Annotated in this window: 16 protein-coding genes; 3 read left to right on the top strand and 13 right to left on the bottom strand. The window is 44.8% G+C overall.

Annotation, left to right across the window (positions count from 1 at the left end; all coding sequences use genetic code 11):
* Positions 1-213 precede the first annotated feature (213 nt).
* Together T433_RS0104505 and T433_RS0104495 are read left to right on the top strand one after the other, a co-directional pair.
* Positions 214-3051, top strand: a complete 2838-nt coding sequence (locus T433_RS0104505) for an AraC family transcriptional regulator (RefSeq protein ID WP_081778361.1) — start codon at positions 214-216, stop codon at positions 3049-3051.
* Positions 3052-3249: 198 nt separating this feature from the next.
* A complete protein-coding gene (locus T433_RS0104495) occupies positions 3250-4410 on the top strand; it encodes an AAA family ATPase (protein WP_027455014.1) in 1161 nt (386 codons plus the stop codon).
* Positions 4411-4542: 132 nt separating this feature from the next.
* Here the strand turns inward: T433_RS0104495 and T433_RS0104485 are convergent, their stop codons facing one another.
* Positions 4543-6831, bottom strand: a complete 2289-nt coding sequence (locus T433_RS0104485) for a GH92 family glycosyl hydrolase (RefSeq protein ID WP_044109205.1) — start codon at positions 6829-6831, stop codon at positions 4543-4545.
* 164 nt (positions 6832-6995) lie between these two features.
* Complete coding sequence (gene porT / locus T433_RS0104480) at positions 6996-7742, bottom strand: type IX secretion/gliding motility protein PorT/SprT (RefSeq protein ID WP_027455012.1); 747 nt, start codon at positions 7740-7742, stop codon at positions 6996-6998.
* 175 nt (positions 7743-7917) lie between these two features.
* Between porT and T433_RS0104475 the strand changes: the two genes are divergently transcribed.
* Positions 7918-8085 (top strand): DUF362 domain-containing protein, encoded by a 168-nt coding sequence (locus tag T433_RS0104475; protein ID WP_027449896.1) that lies wholly within the window; start codon positions 7918-7920, stop codon positions 8083-8085.
* Between the two features lie 140 nt (positions 8086-8225).
* Here the strand turns inward: T433_RS0104475 and T433_RS0104470 are convergent, their stop codons facing one another.
* From T433_RS0104470 to lpxA, 11 genes are all read right to left on the bottom strand, one after another.
* Entirely contained in the window at positions 8226-8756 is a 531-nt protein-coding gene (locus T433_RS0104470; protein ID WP_155808371.1) for a hypothetical protein, read from the bottom strand.
* Positions 8757-8801: 45 nt separating this feature from the next.
* Positions 8802-11546 (bottom strand): M16 family metallopeptidase, encoded by a 2745-nt coding sequence (locus tag T433_RS0104465; RefSeq protein ID WP_027455010.1) that lies wholly within the window; start codon positions 11544-11546, stop codon positions 8802-8804.
* Between the two features lie 140 nt (positions 11547-11686).
* Positions 11687-12607 (bottom strand): tetratricopeptide repeat protein, encoded by a 921-nt coding sequence (locus tag T433_RS0104460; protein WP_155808369.1) that lies wholly within the window; start codon positions 12605-12607, stop codon positions 11687-11689.
* 37 nt (positions 12608-12644) lie between these two features.
* The gene (locus T433_RS14605) at positions 12645-14051 is read right to left on the bottom strand and encodes a DUF4419 domain-containing protein (protein ID WP_162164169.1); all 1407 of its coding nucleotides are present in this window, start codon (positions 14049-14051) and stop codon (positions 12645-12647) included.
* Positions 14052-14110: 59 nt separating this feature from the next.
* Positions 14111-15103 (bottom strand): hypothetical protein, encoded by a 993-nt coding sequence (locus tag T433_RS0104450; protein WP_027455008.1) that lies wholly within the window; start codon positions 15101-15103, stop codon positions 14111-14113.
* Positions 15104-15110: 7 nt separating this feature from the next.
* A complete protein-coding gene (locus T433_RS16150) occupies positions 15111-15809 on the bottom strand; it encodes a C40 family peptidase (RefSeq protein ID WP_162164168.1) in 699 nt (232 codons plus the stop codon).
* A gap of 136 nt (positions 15810-15945) precedes the next feature.
* Positions 15946-17295, bottom strand: coding sequence for a hypothetical protein (locus T433_RS0104440; protein ID WP_155808367.1), 1350 nt, complete (start codon positions 17293-17295; stop codon positions 15946-15948).
* A gap of 221 nt (positions 17296-17516) precedes the next feature.
* Positions 17517-18314 (bottom strand): hypothetical protein, encoded by a 798-nt coding sequence (locus T433_RS0104435; protein WP_027455006.1) that lies wholly within the window; start codon positions 18312-18314, stop codon positions 17517-17519.
* 90 nt (positions 18315-18404) lie between these two features.
* Positions 18405-19931: a hypothetical protein gene (locus T433_RS0104430; RefSeq protein WP_155808365.1), complete on the bottom strand. Its 1527-nt coding sequence runs from the start codon at positions 19929-19931 to the stop codon at positions 18405-18407.
* 1505 nt (positions 19932-21436) lie between these two features.
* On the bottom strand, positions 21437-22090 hold the full coding sequence (locus tag T433_RS0104415; protein WP_027455003.1) for an HU family DNA-binding protein: 654 nt from the start codon (positions 22088-22090) through the stop codon (positions 21437-21439).
* Positions 22091-22281: 191 nt separating this feature from the next.
* Complete coding sequence (gene lpxA, locus T433_RS0104410; protein ID WP_027455002.1) at positions 22282-23061, bottom strand: acyl-ACP--UDP-N-acetylglucosamine O-acyltransferase; 780 nt, start codon at positions 23059-23061, stop codon at positions 22282-22284.
* Between the last annotated feature and the right edge of the window lie 67 nt (positions 23062-23128).

Raw genomic sequence — 23128 nt, 5'->3', positions numbered from 1 at the left:
CTTTCTTTATGTCCCACCGCTCTTCTGGTGGTCATGCGCCATACGTCTTCAACACAGGTCTATCATCCTTTGACATCTTTATATGACAAAGAACGGCCTGTAGGACTGATAGCAATCTAAATAAAGTTAAATAAACCCGGAGTATTCGTACAACCGAAAAACAATGTTTAATTTTGCAAAGCTAAATACATAAAGCTTGAACTAAATAGTAAGATGCGACGAAGGCTGTATGGTTTATTCCTATTGGCATGCGTCCTAAAGTCAACCTGTGCCTATAATATCAAGCACATCCAAGGACTGACCAATAGTTTTGTATTGTCCGTAGAACAAAAACCCTGTGGCGAGATGCTCTTTGGCACCCTCGACGGGCTCGATGGCTACGATGGTGTACGCGTGTGGAGTGCCGACACCCATGGCAAGAATAGCATCCGTGGACGTGTTGTCGAGAACGTGATGTGCGTCAATGGCAACCAGACATGGGTGCTGACCAACTATGGTCTTAACGTGTTCACACGATACAAGAAGGAGAATAAATTCTTCTCTCAGTTTGCCGGACTGAGAAAGATGAAGCGCAACCCCAAGGGCGACGGCTTCATTCTTGACAACGGACGTCTTTGCTACATGGGATCCGACGGCAACTTCCACTCTCTTTCTTTAGGATTGGGCGACAATGTACCCTGGCCATGCGACTATGTGGTGACCAACCACCAAGTGCTGGTATTCCAAAACAACCGTATCATGACCTACGAACTGCTGCGCCATGCCGACGGCACGTATCAGATAGGGCGATACCACCAGCGGGCTGCCAACATCCGTACTGCCGTAGAGGTTGGCGACAGAGAGTATATCATCGACGATCAGGGCATGCTGTTGACCTACTCTTACGCCACCCGACGCTTTCAGAAACTGTTCTCACTGAGCCACGAACTGGCCACGCGAGGCAGCATCAACGACATTGTGGAGTTCAACGGCGAACTGCTGATGGCCTTTGGCACGGGCGGCATGATCAGCGTTGTGCTGCCGAAAGGTCCTGACGACACACCGAAGATCACCGACCTGAACATCAACACAGGCGTGTTCTGCCTGACCAAAGACCGCTATAACGACATCGTCTGGATAGGCACCGATGGCGAAGGCGCCATGATGCTGAGCGACGAGGCATATACCTACTGCACCTACACGGGCAAAAGCATCTTCACCAAGCAGCAACAGGCCATCCGCGCCCTGCTGCTCGATGCCGACAACACGCTGTGGGTTGGTTCTAAGGGCGATGGTCTGCTCCGTGTTCCGCACTTCAGCACCGCCAACAGTCAGTCGCTGCCACAGGGCACCCACTTCAACGACGCTACGCCGGGCTTGGAGAGTCGCAACATCTTCAGCATACTGGACAGCAAAGACGGACAGCACATCTGGATAGGTCACGACCGTGGCGTGAGTTGCTACGACAGAAAGAGCCAGCGTTTTATCAGAATGTCACTGCCGGGCTATGCCGCCAACGTGATGGCCATGGCCGAGCGCGACGGTAGGCTATGGCTGGCAGCACTGGGCAACGGCATCGTGAGTGCACACATCGACGAGAAGAACGGACAACCGGAACTCAGCGATGTGAAGTCCTACCGTCTTGACGGCGGCAGCATGTCGTCCAACTACTTCTTCTGCATGGCCGAAGGGCCACAGGGCTATCTGCTTTTCGGCAATCGCGGAAAGGGACTCTACAAACTGAAGGGCGACATCTTGGAGCATGTGCCCTTCGGCGATACCGAGAAGACACCCAACATCAACGACGTCTTCGCTCTGAGAAACATTGCCAACAACCTATGGATAGGCACCAGTGCCGGCATCATCATCCTGGACCATAAAGGCACCGTCAAACATATAGACACCAGCCACGGTCTCCCCTCCAACACCATCCATGCCTTCACATTGAGCAGTCATGGCGAGGTGTGGGCCTCAACAAGTGCTGGTCTGGCTGCCCTTAGTCTGCAAGGCGACGTTATCAAGGTCGTTGACAGCAACACCATCCCAGGGTTCAAGGAATATTGCGACGGCGCAGCCTACCATGCAGGCAACACGCTGCTTTTCGGCTCCATCAATGGTCTTGCAGCCATTAGCTACAATGCCCATGCAACGCCCTGCGCCAACAAGTTGCAGATAGACTTCAACCGCCTGAGCATTCAAGGCATCCAACAGGACATCAACGACTTTATGGATCCAGAAGCAGCGGTCAGCACCCTACGTCTGGACCATCGGCAGAACTTCTTCACCATTGGCGTAGCTACCTACGACTATCTGGGCGGTTCCATGCTAGACTACTATTATCGTCTGTCTGCCAGCGACGAGTGGACAGCCAACGGCCATAGCAACCAGTTTACCTTTAGCGATATGCAACCGGGCCACTACACGCTGTATGTGAAGACACGCAACATCAGCACCGGCAAGGAAAGTGGCGAAGCTCTGCTTCATATCATCATCACCCCACCCTGGTACCGCACGTGGTGGGCCTACGCCCTCTATTTGTGTTGTGCAGCTGTCGTCGGCTATCTGCTGCATCGCTGGTGGCAACAGCAGCGTCGCAAGCAAGAGGTGGAAGCAGCACAACTGCAGCAGATGATCATCAACAGCGAAAAGTCGCAAATGGTCAACGGCAGTTTTACGGAATCACTCATCGAAAAAGAGCAACACGATTTCCTCGAAGAGGTCACCGAGGCCGTCGATAAGCATATCGGCAACTCGCACCTGGATGCCGAGATGCTGGCCAACATCCTAAAGATTAGTCGTCGCAACCTCTACCGCAAGTTTGAGACAGCCCAGTTGCCACCCGTCAAGGAGTTCATCAAGGACTATCGTGTCAAAACGGCGGCACGCCTGCTCGCCTCTACCCACATGACCATCTCTGAGGTGATGTACAAAACGGGCTATGATACGCAGTCCACCTTCTACAAGGAGTTTCGCAAACATTTCGATGAGACACCAAAGAGCTATCGGGAGAGAAGGAAAAGTGAGAGGGGTGCGGCTTTGCCGCAAGATGAGAGTTTTTCTTCCAAGTGCTGAGTAAGTCGCAACTTTATTGCTCTATACCTCTGTTCCCACGATATACTTCTTTTTGAAAACCGAAGCCACCATTTCCGCTAAAAATGCATAAAATAAAGAGAATGTCACAATCTTTTTCTTTCATATCTAAATAAAATTAGTATTTTTGCAAAACATATTTCTAATTCTCAAAGATCTCACATCAAGCGATACTATCGTATGACGTCGTTGCATATTAAATCTTTTGGTCCGATAGTGGACTCGACAAAAATTGAGCTGACACCCCTGATTGTTCTTATAGGCCGTCAGAGTGCCGGTAAGAGTACTTTCATGAAGGTGCTTTGTTTTTGCCGCTGGCTAGAGAAGAAGATCATGGTCTCTACCGACGACATGATAGACTTGTTCACTCACGACAATCGGTTTATTAAAGAATTGAAGCAATTCCATCGCTTAAACGACGAGTACTTTACCCAAGAGACAGAGTTGCTGTATGATGGCGACAACCTGACTATAGAGTACAAAGGCGAGAATGGCAACGTAAAGATTGTGCGAAAGAAATCATTTGCAGAGAATAGGTTTAACACCAAGTTGAGCTACATCCCTGCCGAGAGAAATCTGATTTCAGCTATTCAGAATGTGGACCAGACCTATAAGGCCACAGAAAGGGACGTCTTGTTTAATTTCATTTACGAGTGGGACGAAGCCAAGAGTCCTTATACCAGCGAACACCCATTCCGGTTGTCAGCAACCGGTGGCTTTAGCTATGTTAACAGGTCAGGTGCCGATGTTCTCTTACGTGAGGACGGTACAGAGACGCCAGCCTTCTATGCCTCTAGTGGTATGCAGAGTGTGATGCCCCTGGATGTGATGGTCAACTACATCACAGAACGTGTCGGAAAGAATGCTTCACTGTCTATGCGTGAACGTAATGAGATAAGCAATACTGATAACGGTCACTCACACAGAAGGCTCGAATATCAGTCTGCTCAGTTGTTTATTGAAGAGCCCGAGCAGAATCTATATCCCGAATCACAGAAGCTTGTAGTCATGAGCCTTGTTCGTTCGCTGAAGAAGGCGTTGGAGAACGGTTCTGAACAAAGCATGATCGTCGTAACTACCCACAGTCCGTATGTAATGTCAGTGGTGAATGTCTTACTGGCAGCTGCCATAATAGAGGAGAAAAAGCTGAAGCAGGATATTATCAGCAAGGAATACATTATCCCCTCGAAGAACATCTCTGGATACTTTATCGATGAGAAAGGTACTTTCCAGAACATCATGGATAACGATATTCCTATGCTTAGCGGCAACGATTTGGATGGCGTTTCCGACTGGGTAGATGAAAGCATCAGCATGTTGAATAAGATTCTTTTTGCTTAGAAATGAAAGACAAGAAGACAAACTTTGAAGGTGAGAACTGAGAGGCGAGAGGTAAAGAATGCCGGTTTGAACTATGTGATGGTTCAAACCGGCATTGGTTTTGTTATGGGGCAAAGGGCGGAGCCTTTGGAGTTACTCGTTGTTATCTGAGAATGAATAGGGATAGGCAGAGGGGGTGGTGCCACGACGCTTGTTGGGAGTGCTGCCCATCTGGTAGTTCAGCTTCACGCCGCGCATCAGCTGCTCGTGGGTGAAGTAGTTCTTGTCGTACGCCTTGCCGTTCACCGTGAGCTTCTGCACGTAGCGGTTGGCGTCGCTGTTGGCGGGGGCCGACAGGTCGATGGTCTTGCCGTTGGCCAGGTTCACGCGGGCTTTCTTAAACAGGGGGGCACCCAGCACATACTGGTCGGTGGCGGGGCAAACGGAGTAGAAGCCCAGTGCCGACATGATATACCATGCCGAGGTCTGTCCGTTGTCTTCGTCGCCGCAGTAGCCGTCGGGCGTGGCGAAGTAGAGGCGGCGCATGGCCTCGCGCACCCAGTACTGCGTCTTCCAGGGCTCGCCGGCATAGTTATAGAGGTAGATCATGTGCTGTATGGGCTGGTTGCCGTGGGCATACTGTCCCATGTTGACCACCTGCATTTCGCGCATCTCGTGAATCAGCTGCTTGCGTGTGTCCACCGCGCCGCCAAAGGTGGGAGGTGTGGTGAATACAGCGTCTAGCTTGTTGATGAAGGCCTGGTCGCCACCCATCAGCGAGATGAGTCCGCGAATGTCGTGGAACACACACCAGGTCCAGTGCCAGCTGTTGCCCTCGGTGAAGGGGCCCCACCACTCATCAGCCTTGAAGTCGTCGGGGAAGTTGCCCTTCGAGTCGCGTCCGCTCATCATGCCGTATTTGGGATGATAGATATTCTTGTAGTTCAGGCAGCGCTGCTTGTAGATGTCTGTCTCGCTGGCAGGGCGGCCCAACTTCTTGCCCATCTGGTAGATGCACCAGTCGTCGTAGGCATACTCCAGCGTGCGCGAGGCACTCTGCCCCACCACGTCAGAAGGCACATAGCCCAGCTCGTTGTATTCCTTGAAAGCCAGTCGGCCCGACGACGACACCGTGGGGTGAACGGCATTGGCGCCCTTCAGCAGTCCCTGATACATCTCGAGGGCATCCTTCTTGATATTGCCCTTTACAAAGGCGTCGGCCACCACCGAGGCTGAGTTGTTGCCCACCATGCAACCGCGGTGACCGGGCGTAGCCCACTCGGGATAGAAGCCGCTCTCCTTATAGGAATTATAAAAGCCCTCTTCCATCTGTGCGCTCATCTCGGGATAGATCAGGTTCACCAGTGGCATCAGTCCGCGAAACGAGTCCCAGAAGCCGGTATCGGTGAACAGATAGCCTGGCAGCACCTCGCCCGTGTGGGGGCTGTAGTGCACAATCTGTCCCTTGGCATTCTTCTCGTGGAACATGCGTGGGAACAGTGTGCTGCGATACAGACAACTATAGAATGTGCGCAACTCGTTCACATCGCTGCTCTCTACTTCAATGCGTCCCAGCACCTCGTTCCAGCGCTCGCGTCCTTTCTGTTTCAGCTGGTCGAACGACAGCTTGCCCAGCTCTTTCAGGTTCAGCTCGGCCTGTTCGGTGCTGATAAACGATGACGCCACGCGTGCATGCACCTGCTCGCCCTTCTTCGTGGCAAAGCCAATGATGGCACCGGCATGGTTGCCGCTGGCTTCCAGTTCGCCTTGGCGGATGTCGCCATTAGGAACGGCAGCGGTATAGGTGAACGGCTTGTCGAAGACAATCACGAAATAGTTCTTGAAGTTGCCCGGCACGCCCCCACTGTTCTTGGTCGAGTAGCCCACGATCTTACGTTCAGCGGGGATGATGGTCACGGCCGAACCGCGGTCCAGCGCATCGATGACCACGCACGACTGCTCGTTCTCGGGGAACGTGAAGCGAAACATGGCGGCACGTTCCGTCGGCACCAGTTCGGTGTTGATGTCGTAGTCGGCCAGATACACCTGGTAGTAGTAAGGCAGGGCGGTCTCAGCCTTGTGGTTGAAGAAGCTGGCGCGGTCGGCCTCGGCAAACACAGGGGTGCCGGTGGTAGGCATCAGCGCAAACTGTCCGTAGTCGTTCATCCACGGGCTAGGCTGATGCGTCTGCTTAAAACCGCGAATGCGGTTGGCCCTGTAGCTATACACCCATCCGTCACCCATATTTCCGGTCTGCGGTGTCCAGAAGTTCATGCCCCACGGCATGGCTGTGGCGGGATAGGTGTTACCGGTAGAAAGCTCGAAGTTCGAGTCTGTTCCCACCAGCGTACTCACGTAGTCGGCATAGTTGCCTTTGGCCTGTGCAGCAAATGCCATACAGGTACTTGCAACAAGCATTAAAAGTTTTCGTCTCATAATCATTATTACTATTTTTAGTTGATGGTAATGTCTCAATCACGCCCTGTCGCTACCACAGCGGCAGAAACGCGGTGCAAAGATAGCCATTATATTTTAAAAAGGGCTTTCCGTTTGTGCCAAAATGATGTTTTTCTGGCACAAATGGCAAGAGAGAGCCGAGAATGCGGCTACTCGAAGTAAAGCGTAAACACAAACATACTGCTACGTGCCGACTGCACGGCATTGGAGAATACGCGCTGTCCCACGTCGCGCAACTCGCTGGCGTGGCTCTTGTCGTAGGCGTTGGTCAGGCCGTAGCAGAACTTAATCTCGGGTATCAGTTTGAAGAAAGGCAGATAGAGGTCGCAGCCCATGCCCACCTCTACCATCACGTCGAATGGCTTCAGATGACTATAGTCCTGATCCTTGCCCGAGAGGTTCAGCATGGGGCTCACGCCAGCCAGCATGTAAGGGCGGTAGTTGTTGAAGCGCTCGGCAGCAAACTTCACATCCACGGGCACCGACACATAGGTATTCTTCATGTCCTGTGTCGTCTCGCGCGGCGTACCGTTCTCGCTCAGGTTGTCCATGTCGCGAAACACCAGGCGCTTCGAACCGAAGTGCATCGAAGGCGTGACGCGCAACGAGAGGTACTGGTTCAGTCTGAGATCGCCCACCACACCCACGCTGAAGCCCGGATTCCACGTGTCGGCATCGCAATACACCGTGCGCTCCGTGTCGCCCACGTCGGGCAGCGACACCAGTTGCGGCCCCACGTTCTTCATCTTCACATCCTGCATGTTCATGCCTATGCTGATGCCAAAGTGCATGGGTCGCAGATCCACATAGGGTCTGTTCTGCACTTTGCGCTTCTGGGCGGCGCCATTGGCCACGGCCACGGCCAGTATGATGAGTATCAAGAATAGTCGTTTCATTGTTTATTTATAACGCAGAATGCGCGCTATTATTATATATCCCGCTTGCAAATCACAATTTCGACACCGTATAAATTGGAGAAAAAAGATACCAAAAGTTTGGTATTATTCGGAAAAACTATGTATCTTTGCATCACAATATTTGAGTATTAACTAATCAAAATTTAGAAAGATTATGGCATATGTAATTGGTGACGACTGTATCGCATGCGGTACATGTCAGGGTGAGTGCCCCGTAGAGGCAATCTCTGAGGGCGAGAAGTATTCAATCGATGCTGATGCTTGCACCGAGTGCGGTACTTGCGCTAGTGTTTGTCCTTCTGAGGCCATCCACCTGGGCTAATTCAATTTAGCTTTTCATAAACCACTAATGGCGAGTCATCCTTATGGAGACTCGCCATTTCTTTTGTATCTTCTCTAACCAAAAAATTTGAGCGTTGCGCGTGTTAACTTTCGTTTCATAGTTACAAAATAATGAATTATTTAATTGTTGTTCCAGTTAATCACCTTACCTTCAGACACAACGTTCAAGATGCGGACATCTGTTACCTTCACAAACGTTTTTGATGAATATTTATCTCCTGCTTGATAAATCAAGCTGCCGTTGTTAAATAAGCAATGAAACGAAATACGCTTCTTTACCCCACTTAGATAAACCGTCCATGGCTTCAAAAATTTACTTGCCACTCTGGAAGATCGTACATTAAGTGGAACTGGTAAAGAAAAGAGGTCTTCCGTTTGAACTTCTACTGAGAAATCCAGCGACTTCGCATCTGACTTTATATCTTTTAATTCTGCCACGAAGAAACCTGGTCTATAACCTTCACGCACTTCATCGAAATCATCAGTGGTACCATAATAGTAGCCAGACAATTTTCCTTTCTCATCTTGCTCTATTACCAGATACTGGTCTTCATACATATCTTCCACCTGATTGACATACACGCCACAAATCTTCTGGGCATTAGCCACAGTTGAAAGAAGCAGCATCGCTGCAAATAATAGTTTTTTCATAATTATCATTGCTGTAATTGATTTACGTTTAATTGACTGCATTCATTATACATTTTTATATTCATAGCGATGACCATGCTTCAACAACGAACGAAGATACTTTCTCACACGGTTCAGCGTGATGACCTTCTCCAGTTTCATTGTTCGCGTGTCAACGACTACACCTTTATTTATTATCTTCTCCAACTCCAGAGAAGCTGCCCCACCCTGCGGATATATTCCACCGCTGACATAGACCGACTTAATGTAATCATCAATCATCTGTTGGGTGATGGCATTACCATAAGCCATTTCCTGCAAGAGCTGTTTCATATCATTCTCTATTTTGTTGCTCTTTCCATGAGCACACGAGAAGAAGATACAATACGTCTGATGAGTTACTGGAAGAAGCTCAATGTTTGCACGTACATATGGTGAATAGACATCACCATTCTCCAGGCGTATTCTATTGATTACGGCAGTACTGAATGCCGCTTCGAGTGCCTTATGCAGCATATAGTTCTCTGCCGTGAATGCCAAGCCATGTTCTTGGAACAGAATCATGGAGTAATAATCACTTTCGGGGTCAACAGAAGGCTCTACCAATATGGAATCCTTATTAATGTAATAATTCTTATTGTTCTGCTTCGTCGGCTCGTTCTTTGAAGGCAAGCCACCAATGTATTTCAGAACAAGCGGCATGATTGAGTCCTTCTTATCCACATAGTCTATGGCAACGACCATACCATTATAATTCGACTTATATATTTTCAACCCTTCACATATTTTTTTATATTCATCGGCAGTTATTATACTGTCAGGTACATATTTATTAGGGTTCATTTGGGGCGCAAAGATTGTCTTTCTAAATAGTTGACTAGCGTTGTTATGCTTAGCGTTATAGTTTTCTCTCCATTTCTTATCAAGCTGAATAGAATCTTCACTATTAATTTCATAATTGGTTAATTCGTGGTAGATCTCTTTGAACTTCCCCTCAACATCATCATGCTTAGTCCACTCCGCATTAGCCCCATCACAAGAATAACCGATTGGATAAGCAAAATCATATTTCGTAATACAGGAAAGTCCCTCATGCTGTAATTCGTCCAGTTTACTATCTCCACCCACACGGTAAGCAGACAAAAGGCTATACTCAATTCTGTTGTTTTTCCCCATCTCTTTTCGCTCCAAACTATCAACCTCATGCATCAACACAGTGACACCATTTGAAAGAGTAAGTTTCCATACATCACTATCTTTCAACTTTTTCTCTTTCACAACCCTTCCTGGTATGGGATCAACGTTAAGTGTCAGAGATTCCTTGACTTTCTCTGTGCTATCTTTCTTTAATGGCAAACGTATCGGCTCTACAGCCGCTTGATAAGTATTGTCAATTACTTCTTGAAGCTCGTCCTTGGTAATCTCGCATCTTTTCGAGACAGAGAGTTGAAAGCTCGGGGCGGAAGCATGGAACAACTGTCTGAACTGCTTGGCGAATCCATCAAAGCCACAGTCATTCGTTAATATCTGGCTCATTTTGACATTCACATCATTGTCCACAATCGGAGTTCCGTAGAGAAAGTTTGATAAGCAATATTTAAATATACTGGAAGGATATACAACCACGGAATCATTAGACTCCCATACCTGTGAGCCCGTCATCTCCAATGTGTCCGTCATCTCCGCACGATATTCATCGGCTATTTCCTCTGGAAATCCATAATCGGCAATACTTCTAATCGTTTTTATTGATTTTGACAGCAGCTCTTTGGGACCATATTTATCTGACCTGATATCAAAATGCAGAATTGGCACATTATCTATATCTTTCCTATAAGAGGTAAAGCAACTGATATCTTTGCCATACAGTCTTTTAAATGTTTCAACGATAGGGCTGATCAGGCTTAAAACAGCAGTACTCGGCAGAACGCTTTCAACCGTGTTTTTCAGACTATCCGCCAGCATTTTCTGACGGATAGTCAATTCGATATTCATCGTTTCATCTGTTTTATCCAGACGCTCGACAAATACTCTTGGCTCACTGTAGGGTGGAATCACGGCTCGTGCAGGAACCACACTTGTCCCAGCCGGAACTGGTTCAAAGATAGCCCGTATCTTTTCATACATCCGTTCCACGTCGAAAGGCCCCACTACCACAACAGCCTGCATCTGTGGCTGATACCAGCGATGATAGAAATCACGTATGGTCTGTGGCGAGCAATGAAGAATCGTACTGGTGTCGCCTATGATAGGTCGGGAGAACGGAGTGCCTGCAAGTTCCTCATTGCTTTCCTGACGCAGCAGTCCTTCTTCAATGATGACATTCCGTTCTTTCTCTATGTCACTATCATTGAGCTCCGCATCATACATCATGTCGCGTAACATCAGCAGACAGTCTGTTGTCATCCGATCGTTTCCTGAAGGAATATTCTTGAAGCTAAAGAATGTCATCTCGAAACTAGTCCCGGCATTGAGGTCTGGTCCAAATTGCAGACCCATTCTTTGAATCCGATTTACGATTTCGTTATTCTTATAGTGTTTTGTGCCGCAAAACACAAGATGTTCCACGAAATGGGCAAGACCGTATTCGCCTTCCCGCTCCGCCAACGATCCCGTTGGTTGTATGATGTAGAAGCTGGCCTTTTCGTTCTTTGCCGTCTTACAGATATAATACGTCATGCCATTCTTCAACACCCCTTTCTTCACTGCCTTAGACTCTGGTATCGGCTGCGTCAAATCCAGAGCAAGGCCAGATAAAGGTATGCACAAGAAGGCTAAAAGACCAATAACAAACACTCTCTTTTTATTCATAAAAGTATAATTATAATATCTGAACACTAGATAGCTCAGTATATCGTTCTTGATGCGGTTTTACAAAATAACGTTGTTTTGGTTAATTATAAGTTATTAAGCTATATAGCCTATTAACAAAATTCATGTTTTATGGGATTTCAGTCGAATGGCTTACCCTCTTCTGCACCGAAGCTTACACCTTTGTGTTCTATAGAGAGCCCCAGTTGCCTCATATTTTCGATGACTTCCCAATTTCTTCTATCAGAGGAGTACTTTCTCAGTTCGCTGACGGAATCCAACGTTGCTAAGTATGCATTCCTTCCAGACATATACAGAATGGTATATGCACGATTAATATCATTCCATACATCAAGTTTTGAAACGATAATGGAATCATAGATCGAAATAGATTTCTGATAGTACCTCTTGGCACTACTGTCGTCTCCTTCCATCTCCGCTATATAGCCATACGCGAAATTTGACTGGGGGTCGTTGGGATAGTTCACCAGAATGGAATCCAACAATTGCTTGGCATGAACATAATTCCCGGTTCCCAGATAGCTACGCAAGCGACCAGCGTTCTTATTCTTAAAATCTATAGCTGCTTGACGCTCCGCTGAAATGGGTGCCTCTGGTTTATTCTCTTTTACATCCCTTTTCTGGTCAAGAAACAGCTTATCCTCCACACCATACGCATCAGATTCCAAATGCGCAAAGTCTGCAACCGCTCTTTCTACTTTAGCATAAGACACCACCTCATTGTTTCTGACAAACAGAAGCTGACAACACTCCTCATTACCTATTGCTACATTTATTATTTGGTTCTTCAATTTATCAGACATCACAATATGAGCATGGCGTTCTGCAAAGTCCGTAGCATAAGGCTTAATAACAAACACGCTGTCACATTCTGAATGAATGGCATACAGAGGAAACATCTCGTCGGCCTTTAGCTTGGACAAGAGTGTCACCACCTCCTCATCGGACTTAACAACTGAATGGACGTACAGCATACAGGCGGCGCCAGTGACTACAGCCACAATTAAACACAATGTGATAATAATCGTTTTCTTTTTCATAATCGCTATCATTTAAATACAGTCTGTCACTTCGAAACTAATAGACAGCTTCGAATGCCACTTGTGGGAAGTGCTTCTTGATAAGAGCTCTCTGCTTATCGGTCATTTTTCCATCGATAGTCAATCTGTCAATCTTCAATTTAAAGAACCAGTCTGGCAGCTTTACATCACCTTTGAAAGAAAGGCCTAATCTCTTAATGTGTTCCATGCGAGAAAGTATCTCGGGAACCTCATCAACAGTGAGATTAATAGCATATGCATCATCCTGCTTTCGTAGTTCTTTAATCTGATCCTCATCGCTAGGAGACTTGCGCACGAGCCAGCCAATTTTTGGTGTATAGGTATTGGTGAGCGTATCTACATCTACACCAACGAATCCTGCCCATAATTCCATGGGAGTCTCACTCACTACAGAATTATTAAATGGATCAACAACTTGGTATTTGAAGCCCACGCTCACCTGTTCTGCAGGCATTCTTTCTCCATAATCAATCACATCGAGCGTCTTTCCGTTCTCATCGGGAAAGAATTTGAGTATCCAACCATCAAAATGTGTTGGTTCTCCAGGAATACAACCACCACCACTCTGTAGTTCTTTCAACCTATTCTTCTTCAGGATGTCCTGCCAAAAGCTCTGGTTAGGTCGGCCTTCCGCTGCACAAACGAACTCTGCGAGTATGGGCTCCAGACTCTTGGTCCACTCGCCAAGGCCGTACTTTTCTAATCTCTTGCTCTTTTCCATCACCTGACGCCAGTCATCGGGCGTTCCTTTCAGTGTGATTGTCGGAATGCCACAACTCATGTAGATAATCAGATAGTTGAAGTAAGACTTCACACTCTCCATCAGTGTAATCTGCGAAGCCACCCGCTCTGCAGAACCTGTTGTTGAAAAGTCGGCCGTAATGGTCTTTGCAATGTCACCCTTGGTACATTGGTCAATCTGCGATGCAAAGTTATCTATAAGCTCTGGCCAGTCGGGATGGCCTGTGAGCAGGTCCTCAGAAGTTATCACCACCAGCGTCTTCTTTTTTTTATGATTAACCAGCTGATGGCGCAACTCCTCTGGATGAGCGTTCACATAGCGAGCGAAGCCTTGGCTGATGAGCAGCCACATCATATCGGGTGAAAGCGTCAGCGACTTGTGTTTAGCGTATGCATCAACAACACTACAATAGAAGGCATCCTCGAAAGCATTTCTCATGCATTGGGCATCAGCAAAGCTGGTGGCAATGATATGTCGGTCCTCTAGTTTTATATTTTTATTACCAAGCAAGAAGCTGGCAGACATTTCACCGGTATCATACGGATCACAATCCGGAATAGCCTCCAGATTCTCATCGACCACAAAAGTAATGCTACCCTTTGTTTGGGCTATTACCTTTTCATTATCTGCGCTCACTGTTAATGGCAATGCAAGCAACGATGCTAAAAGAAATTTTTTCATATTTATAGTCATTTAGTTTTTTTCTTATCGACCTACGATTATTTGTTTACTAGTGTCACTTAATTCCCTTCCTTTATTTTTTGCAAATCTACTCTGCAAACTATGATTCTTCCTTTTTCGCCCTGATAGCCCACCATGTACAGATAGCGTCCACGAAGGATACAATAAGAGGGGGATGTGTATGCCGTCTCGTCATCTATCCGATGGGTTAATACAGGCAGGGGAATAACTGCATACTTATCATCAACATGATATGAAATATGATAGGAGTCAATTACATCATTGTCTTTGTTCGTAAAAACAACGGTCCACGAAGCCTTATCAGCATGAAGAGTTTCCCCCCAATAAATGCCATATCCATTCCAGTCGCCCTTATAAAGACCTACGAAATCCTTCAACTTTAGTGTTTTCGATGGATATAGATACTGATTAAGGATGTCGTTGTTGAAATAACAGTTACCAATAGTACTTTCATTATCCCCCACCCACTTCCATTTGACAAAACGACCATCATAGCCAACATGTATGACATCATACCCAGGAAATACATAAGTATCATTTACCGTTATGGTGTTTCGCTGTCTCAGCAAGACGACATCGTCATCACTCATATAACAGTCAGTAGGAACAAATGCGGTTTCAGTCGAAGAATGACTCTCAGATATCATGATAGGCAGTCTGTTCACAGGTCCCGTACCTGTTTTATGAACTCGAAGAAGGCTTACAGTTTCATTATTGAATAAGTAGATACTATCGCCTCTTAGCTTTAGGAAAGCAGAAGCAGAATTTATATCACCAATGGTTCTACTGAACACTATTTTCGTACCATCGAAACAAACAAGGCGAAGCGGGGTTCCCCCTGCGAAATAGAACAAGCTGTCATCCGAAGCCTCAAAACCCGATAGTAACAATTTGTTGCTCTCAGAATCATAAGTACAAGACACACCATCTTGTGTATTTATCTCAAACTCCCATCGTCTTATAATATCATCACCTGCAAAAGCCGAAAATGATAATTGTAAGAGAAGAACACTTATTAATAATCTAATCATAGATATCTTATTTTACTCTATAAACAACTGGATAACCTTTTGTCTTTATCCAATATGAGGATAAATCTCCCGTCTGATTAACTCCAGATGAATGTGCGTGATATATATTATAACCATCCACATATATAACTGCATGCTGACCAGGCCAAACTAAAATATCACCTTTGTGTAATGATGAAACAAAAGAATCATGTGAAGATGTGCTTGGTTTTATAATCTCAAACTGTTCAGAAGGGAGCCTCGAAGAAGTTGTCCATCTTATATTTAGATTACAAGCCCTCATGATGAGTCCACTACAATCTATACCAGTAGCAGAAATACCACCATAAACATACTTCGTTCCCTCATATTTTCGTGCATTTTCAAGAATTATCGAGCCTGATAGCGACGAGCCACTGCTAGAATATGTTGAAGAGCCAACACTTCCTGTTGAGATATAAGTGCTATCTGTTAGTGTATAATCTTGAGCTGGAGATCCATAATTATTTCCACCAGAGAGATAACCTTCGTCATCCCACGTACCGCTGCCACAATCTGATCCATTTGGCACAACAACAACTTCTGGATAACAATATGTTAATTCACCCCCAATATCTACCCATCCTCCAGGGAAATTTAATGTCCCAAGGAATTGTTCATAGGTATAGGGGTTATTAATCGAACCATCTCCCCCTCCCACAATTCTTTTCTGTTCAAACAGTTTCATGATCTCTGCATGCAACTCCAATTCGGAGAGCGTTGCACGTGTTAACTTTCGTTTCATATAATAAGTCTGTTTGTAAAATCAGGTATGTTCGTTTGTTTGTATGTCTTTAAAAAGAGGTTATTATGTCTATTCATCGTCACTCCTTATTCTCCACGAATTGTCGGAATGAGGTTTGCTGCCAAGGCTCGAATTCCTGAAGCACGCTGTTCAGTTCCTCTTTGTAACGAGTAGAGAGATCGCTTACTACCGTACGCCACAGTTCAGAGGTGGGGTCTTGGGCCATGGCACCAATAGAGATACCTACCATCTTACGGAGCTTCTCGCGTACAGGAATACAACTCAAATGCTTGAAAGTATAAATGTATCTATCGGCATTGCTACGAAAACCGTTATTGCCATACTCATCTGATATCATCACGGCATAGAATTCACTCCAAGTCGATGGGAACGTATCGAAGAATGGGCGCTCATGTATCTCCAGTGCTTGACTCTGTCTGAATATGCAACGATATGTTGCTGCCATGAGAAGGGTGTCAGTAACAAGTGAAGGTTCCTTCTTGAAGTAAGTAGGAAATTTACCATCGGCTCCAGGTAGGTGCATCTGTAGTTTCGTATGCTTCCCATCCTGAATATGAGAAAACACAATGGCACCATCAACTTTGTTTCCACTATCTGACATCTGGTAAGGAGCTATGATCGTGATTTCCGGTGTCTTACGAGGTACGCAATTTTTGATGACATAGCAAAGAGAGTCTGTCAAGTAAATACGTTCTATATCTATATAGGAAGCTGGTACTCTCCATATCTCCTTTATACAACTTCGCTTTTCACCGGTTACACTACCCGCCTTTAATCGCATGTTGTCTTTCTTTACGAACTGCCAGAAACGAGCCTGTTGGAGTTCGCTCTTCTCTTTCAACAATTGCAAAACCAGTTCGTTGTTTTCGGAAATCTTGGTTGCCACTATCTTCTGCCACATGTCCGATGCCGGGGTGTTTTGTATCGGCATACCAATGGTGATGCCAATGAGTTTACGATAATACTCCTTGGCATCAATGTCCTTTAGGTTGCTAAACGCATTGAGATACTTCTCAAAGTCGTGCGAGAAGTCCTGTTTGTAGATCGCCTTTATATCGTTTTTGAAGAAAGCACCATTGAACGTGCGCTCAAAATCATACCATGTAGATGGGAACCTATCAAAGAACGCTTGCTGATATTGTTTGCCATGCTTATAAGCCAGTTCCTTATAAGAGCTAGAAAGACACAGTGTATCATATTTCTCACTATCGTTTTTCGAGAGAGTCATTTTAGGATATTCAAAATCGAAAATAATTTCTTTATTAGAAACAGACAATATCCTATAGCTGTAAGGCTCACCCGTACTAAAACTCTTTACAATGACATAGTTTCCTTCTTTGTTTTTCCCAACCAATTCATCACGGAACCTGCGATGTGGCTCAGATGCAAGATAATAAGCTTGGGACATTGTGCCATAACTCACGGAGTTATAGTCCCTGTATATACTATCATCAGTGAATGCATATCTAAGGTCGAGTCGTTTCCAGAGCCACGAACTGGACTTTAGGAAATCCATGGTTACTTCCTGAGCATTATTTACTGAAGAAATTATCAGTGCTAAAAACAAAATACAATATTTCTTTTTCATAGTCAATATAACGATTAAAAGAAAACTAATCTAATTGTTTATCACATACCATAATACGGCAATATACTATTTATCCTATAAAAATAGTTTCCTTCGAAATCATCTAAAGAGTAAGTTTCTTTTTTGTCGTTGCCAGGATTTGTACACACTATCTTTCCAGATGCATCACAATCGTTAATCAGAACCTCGTGTAGTCCATTGACTGATGGACAAACACCATCTTTTAAAGTTCCAATAACGGGCAATTTTGAGGTTAGTGCCTGCTGAATGGAATTTGCACTATTATTCAATTCTTCAACACTAAAATATGCTTTTAAATAAGGGTCTAATTCATTACGGTCAATTCCTTTTTTTATATCAAAGTTTTTGTTAAAACAATTCCGGTATTCCTTTACGAACCATCCTTCATCCCTCCAATCTTGTCCAAGTATTGTTGCGGCCCATGACATCACGTGTGGTACGCAAGTACCTCTTTTCTCCTGCGTATCGCAAGTACTACCTCCACTATGTATGACATCAGACTCCAAGCAAGTCGGTTCATGGGTAATTACACAACTATACGAACACCCCCAACAACCAGAATCATAACCTGAACTATAACCATAATCTTTACCAGGAATATAACCAGAATATATTACACCAGACCAGCAGAGATGACCCATTTGGTCATAATAATAAACCTCATCCCTTGCACTATATTGCAGCCATTCAGAATACGTAAATGGATCCTGGTAGGTGCCATTTCCACCACCCACAATTCTTTTCTGTTCAAACAGTTTCATGATCTCTGCATGCAACTCCAATTCGGAGAGCGTTGCTTTGGTTAGTTTTCGTTTCATAGTTACAAGATAATGAATTATTTAATTAATGTTTTTATAACGGATGGCTCTTGCAGAGGTCTGAAGAGCCATCCCCTTTCATTCATTCGATCACTCCTTATTCTCCACGAATTGTCGGAATGAGGTTTGTTGCCAAGGCTCGAATTCCCGAAGCACACTGTTCAGTTCATCCTTGTATTTATTGCTGAGATTAATTACTACCGTACGCCACAGTTCTGAGGTGGGGTCTTGCGCCATCGCACCAATAGAGATACCTACCATCTTGCGGAGCTTCTCACGTACAGGAATACAACTCAACAACTCGAAAGCATGAATGTATGCATCGGCTTTGCTACGAAAACCGTTATTTCCATACTCATCTGATATCATCACGGCATAGAATTCACTCCACGTCGATGGGAACGTATCAAAGAACGGACGCTCATGTATCTCCAGTGTCGGGCTATGTCTAAACAAGCAACGATATGTTGCTGCCATGAGAAGGGTGTCTGTAACAAGTGAAGGTTCCTTCTTGTAGTAAGTAGGAAACTTACCATCATTTGCAGGGAGGTGCATCTGAAGTTTTGTATGTTCTCCAACCTGAACATGAGAAAACGCAATGGCGCCATCAACTTTGTTTCCACTATCCGACATCTGGTAAGGAGCAATGATAATGATTTCCGGTGTTCTAGTAGGCACGCAATTCTTGATGATATAGCAAAGAGAGTCTGTGAAATAGATACATTCCTTATCAATGGACATGCCATACCTCCAGACTTCTTTGATGCAACTATGCTTTTCACTGACTACACGACCTTTCTTTAAATGTTCATTATCTTTCTGTACGAACTGCCAGAAACGAGCCTGTTGGAGTTCTGTCTTTTCTTTCAGCAACAACGAAACCAGATTCTTGTTACGAGCCACCTTTGCTGCCACTATTTTCTGCCACATGTCCGATGCCGGTGTGCTTTGTATCGGCATTCCAATGGTGACGTCAATGAGTTTACGATAGTACTCCTTGGTGTCGATGTCCTTTAGATTGCTAAATGCATCAAGATATTTCTTGTATTCGTGCGAGAAGTCCTGTTTATAGATTGCCTCCATCTCCTTTTTGAAAAAAGCGCCATTGAACGTGCGCTCAAAGTCATACCATGTGGATGGGAACCTATTAAAGTAGGCCTGCTGATATTGTTTGCCATGCTTATAGGACAATTCTTTATAGGAGCTAGAAAGACACAGTGTATCATATTTCTCACTAACGTTTTTCGAGAGAGTCATTTTAGGATATTCAAAATCAAAAATAATTTCTTTATCAGAAACAGACATTATCCTATAGCTGTAAGTATCACCCGTACTAAAACTCTTTACAATGACATAGTTTCCTTTTTTGTTTTTCCCAACCAATTCATCACGGAACCTGCGATGTGGTTCAGATGAAAGATAATAAGCTTGGGACATTGTGCCATAGCATGCTGAGTTATAGACCCTATAAATACTATCATCAGTGAATGCATATCTAAGGTCGAGTCGTTTCCAGAGCCACGAACTGGACTTCAAAAGGTCCATCGTCACCTCTTGAGCATAACCACGACACACAGCCATACACAGCAAGCATATCAAAAACAGTTTCTTGTTCATATTTATAGTCATTTACTTAGTTTCATTTTCTTTCCGAATAATCTCGTCTATTCTCAGTTCACCACCTATGCGAGCAACATTAATAACAGCATCATCACTTAAGAAAGTAGCTTTCCAAAAGTCCATAATGAACCAATAAATATAATGACACAGTATAGGAATACCCCAAGGCTCCAAACCTTTCTCTTCAAAGAACTTTCCTTGTCAAATACTTCAAAGTATTTTTTGTGTTTATTGTTACTCCATAAAAAATTATAATCAATAATTAAAACAAAGCTACCAAGAATCATAAGAAAAAGAAAAACGTGATTGAAAACTATATTTCTCAACCATGTTCCGACTCTTGGCGTCATCATCACTATATTTATAAGAAATAACAGAGTAACAATTTCTATATAACCCATTAGCATATTTGAATGATTATTCAAAAATACCGAATTAAAATCTGCATGAGGACAATTTAGTCCTTTAATAAACTCATCCAAACTATTCCATCCATATAGTTTTTGGTATCTTCTACGCACAAATCGGAATTTGTATAACGGCCGAAACAAGAACCATTCGTAAATTTTCCCAATAACATAATTATGTAAGAATAATGATATCACATAAGTACAATAATATATTCTATTATAAAAAATATCGAATCTCATTTTCAATTTAACTGATTGTAGATTATAAGATATCCGTCCACTTGTTTCCTAATTTGCTATTTTATTATTAGATAGTCAACTGCTGCAGGACCTGCCACCGCACCAACAACTCCTCCAACTAAACCGCCAACGGGTCCGAAAGAACATCCTGCTAATGCACAATATTTCGCGCCAACCATACTACATGCCCATATGCTTGCTTCTGACACGGCAAACAAACAAAACAAAGCAAAAACAGTTTCTTGTTCATTTATTTTTTATAGTTATAGGTTTATATGCTATGAGTAATTTTTCGGTGCAAATATAGCAAAAAAGAGAATACGCAAGTCAAAAAATTAAAACGAATGTATAAGTCAAAATAAGTCAAAGAACCCTTTTGACCAATATTTTGCATTCTCATACTCAATATTTTTGTTTTTTCGTACCCATATCATTTAATTCGCTAGTCAAAACAATAGCAGCACTTTGATTCCGCCAAAAAAACTTCCCTGTTAAAAATCGAACATTTCCGAACATTTTTGAACATTTTTGAACATTTCCGAACATTTCCGAACACAGAAAACGAACATTTTTGAACATGAAAAACGAACATTCAGCAAAATCTTCGATGAAACCGACGTTTTTTAAGTTTCAAAAACGACGTGATTGGTATCTGACAGTGGCGCTATCATGAAGTAATGATAGTACTTTACCAACTGAAAAGTGGCAGTTTGGTATCTTTCGACTTAAGTCGTGAGATCTTTCGACTTAAGTCGTGAGATCTATTGACTTAAGTCGTGAGAACTGTTGACTTAAGTCGAAAGATCTGTTGACTTAAGTCGTAAGTTACGAAAGCGTAAGTATTAGGTCGCATTACTTACGCTTATACACCAAAGAATTACCCACCTTAGAGCACACAAGCATAGGTTCTGGGCCGGCGACGAGCTCGTCAAGCCATTTCAACGCCATGTGTTGCGTCATGCCGAAGAGGCTCTTCATCTGCGAACGGGTGATGAATGAATGTTCGTCGAGATAGGCATTCAATTGGTTGACGACCTGTGCCTTGGTGTAGGAGGCAGAATGGCCCACGTTGCCGCGACCGGTCTTATTGATGAAATGATAACCGTTGTTGTTCAGTTTATCGAGCAGCGCCTTATCGGGTGCGAAGTTGATGGTCTCTATGGCCACATCGTTGCCAGTGATGTCGGCAGCGTTGGTGAACTGCAATTTCTGCAGGTTGCCGTCCTCATCTGGACGCTTTCTGAATCCCACCTTCAGCGAGAACGTGCCGATGCCCTCCAGGTGCAGTCGCTTGTTGTCGGTCAGGAAATCAACAATCTCTGTGGCCAGCACGTTCAGAGCCAGTTCCATGACTTCCGGGTTCATGGTGTTGTGCACCTGCAGGTGTTGCATCAGGTCTTTTCTTCGTGCCGTATAGAAGTTCTCGTGTCTCACCTGGAAGGTGACTTTTCCATCGGCATCTTTCAGTGGGTTGCGGTGTACGCTAAATTGTATGGTCTTGCTCATAATGGTTATTGTTTTGGTTTTCGTTGTGCAAAGATATAACTTTTAATTGAAAATGAAATAGAAATGATCCATCAAAAAGAAAAAAAAACAAGGAAAAACAAGAATACACAATTCTACATAGTGACAAAAAGAAGTGCCGCCATTCGAGATGAATAGCGGCACTTCTGTGAGAGAGAGAGAGATACTATTTCTTACAACTTCGTGATGATTCCCAGTTCGGTGGTCTTCAGGAATTCGATGATGTGGCGAATCTCGGCACTGTCGGGCACCTGTTGTTCGATCTGCAGGATGGCATCGAAGAGCGAGGTCTGACCATGGAACACCAGACGGTAGGCGTTGGCAATGTGCTTGAGCACCTTCTCGTCAACGCCATAGGAACGACCCATGGTGAAGTTGACACCGCCATACTCAGCACGCTTGGTGCAGATGATGTAGGGAGGCACATCCTTAGAGAAGGTGGTGCCAGCCTGAATCATGGCGCCCTGGCCTACGCGTGTTTTAGCATTCTCAATGACCGACGACGAGAAGATGACGCCATCCTCGATGATGCAGTCGCCAGCAATCTTGGTGCCATAGCCAAAGACACAGCGGTTGCCCACCTTGGTGTCGTGCGAGATGTGGGCACCCTCCATCAACACGTTGTCGTTGCCCAGTCGGGTTTGTCCGCCAGTATGCGTGGCACGGTTGATGACCACGTTCTCGCGAATGATATTGTTGTCGCCGATGATGCACTCAGACTTCTCGCCACGGAAGTTGAAGTCCTGAGGCAGCGCACCGATCACGGCACCCTGGTGCACCTTGTTATTGCGCCCCATGCGTGTGCCGCTGAGTATGCTGACGAAGGGGAAGATGATACAGTTGTCGCCAATCTCCACGTCGTCCTCGATATACACGAAGGGGAATATCTTACAGTTGTCGCCAATCTTCGCCTTTGGGCTGATCTCGGCTTTTGGACTAATTTCACTTGCCATAATCTAAGCCCCCTAAGTTAGGGGGATGGGGGTCTGAACAAGCGTTTATCAGACCATTTAATTAGAC

It is taken from the genome of Xylanibacter brevis ATCC 19188, from assembly GCF_000621725.1.
In the GTDB taxonomy this organism is placed as follows: Bacteria; Bacteroidota; Bacteroidia; order Bacteroidales; family Bacteroidaceae; genus Prevotella; species Prevotella brevis.
Note: the sequence above shows the minus strand (reverse complement) of the source record. Positions and strands in the feature narration are given on the sequence as shown.